The sequence below is a fragment of the Protofrankia sp. CiP1_Cm_nod2 genome (genome assembly GCF_920664355.1).
GTDB lineage: Bacteria > Actinomycetota > Actinomycetes > Frankiales > Frankiaceae > Protofrankia.
Map to the genome: position 1 here is coordinate 1 of NZ_CAKKTL010000091.1, position 1,628 is coordinate 1,628.

The 1,628-nt window shown below is 69.9% G+C and carries 1 protein-coding gene; it reads left to right on the plus strand.

The features are described from left to right. On the plus strand, positions 1-1,477 hold a 1,477-nt coding region (locus tag NBW84_RS12120), incomplete at its 5' end, for an ATP-binding protein (protein WP_250284602.1). Between the last annotated feature and the right edge of the window lie 151 nt (positions 1,478-1,628).

Genomic DNA, 1,628 nt, shown 5'->3' on the forward strand with positions numbered 1-1,628 from the left:
GTACAAGACCGAGTTCCTGGCGAACATGAGCCACGAGCTGCGCACACCGCTCAACAGCCTGCTGCTGCTGGCGAAGCTGCTCGCCGACAACCCGGAGGCCAACCTCAGCGCCAAGCAGATCGATTTCGCCGAGACGATCCACTCGGCCGGTTCCGAACTGCTCGAGCTCATCAACGACATTCTCGACCTGTCGAAGGTCGAGGCCGGCAAGATGGACGTCGAGGCCGCCACCGTCCGCACCACGACCCTCTGCGACGCGGTCGCGCAGATATTCGGCCCGCTCGCCGAGGAGCGGGGGCTGTCATTCGAGGTGACGGTCGCCAACGACGTCCCGGCGGAATTCGTCACCGACGAGCAGCGCATTCAGCAGGTGCTGAAGAACCTGCTGTCCAACGCGGTGAAGTTCACCGATTCCGGTGAGGTGCGGCTGGATGTCACCGTCGCGTCCGACGAGATCGAGTTCACCGCGCCGAGCCTGTCCGCCGCGCCGGTGGTGCTGGCGTTCAGCGTGTCCGACACCGGTATCGGGGTGGCGTCCGACAAGCTCCGCATGATTTTCGAGGCCTTCCAGCAGGCGGACGGGACGACGTCGCGCCGCTACGGCGGGACCGGGCTCGGCCTGTCGATCAGCAAGGAGCTCGTGCGGCTGCTCGGCGGGGCCATCGGGGTCGCCAGCGCTGTGGGCCAGGGCAGCACCTTCACCCTGTACGTACCGTCGGTGATGCCCTCGGAGGTCCTGCCCTCCACCACCCCCGGGGACAACGAGGGAATCATCATGCTGTCCGGGGAGCCCCGCGCGGCGGCGTCGCACCGGCTGGCCGGGATGCAGGGCAGGCAGGCGCTGGAGGAATCCCGGCTGGCGGGGGGGCCGGCCACCATGGCCTGGCCGGGCCGGGCGGGACCGGGCAAGGACGGACCGGTCAGGAACGGGTCGGCCACGGAGGAGCCGGGCGCGGTGTCGGTGCCGGTGCCGGCAGCACGACGTTCGTCACGTTCGGTTCCGGGCGCGACGGGGCCGATGGCGACCGGCACCTCCTTCCTCACCGAAGCGCCCGAGGAGTTCGCCCGCCGCGAGCCCGTCAGCGGGCTGGACGAGACCGACCCGCTGGTCGGCACGACCGTGCTCGTCGTCGACGACGACGTCCGCAACGTGTTCGCCCTCACCAGCGCGCTGGAGATGCACGGCATGCGGGTGCTGTACGCGGACAACGGCCACGACGCGATCCGGCTGCTCCAGCAGGAGGGCTCGATGATCGATCTGGTGCTGATGGACGTGATGCTGCCGGGCCTGGACGGGAACGAGACCACGTCGACGATCCGGCAGATGCCCGCCTTCGCCGCCCTGCCGATCGTGGTGCTGACCGCGAACGCGATGCCGGGCGACCGGGAGAAGAGCTTCGAGGCGGGCGCGACCGACTACATCACCAAACCGGTCGACCTGAGGCATCTGCTCAGTGCCATGCGGTCGCATCTGTAGGCGGCCGCGTCCGGAGCAGGTGTGGAACGGAAGCCTCGAAGTTCGCGCCGATGCCCGCTTGTATCGCCTGCCCGCCGACGCGGGGCCCGCGGGTACGGCGCGGGTACAGCCCGCGGGTACGGTGGGCGCCGCGGCTACCGGCGCCCGGCCC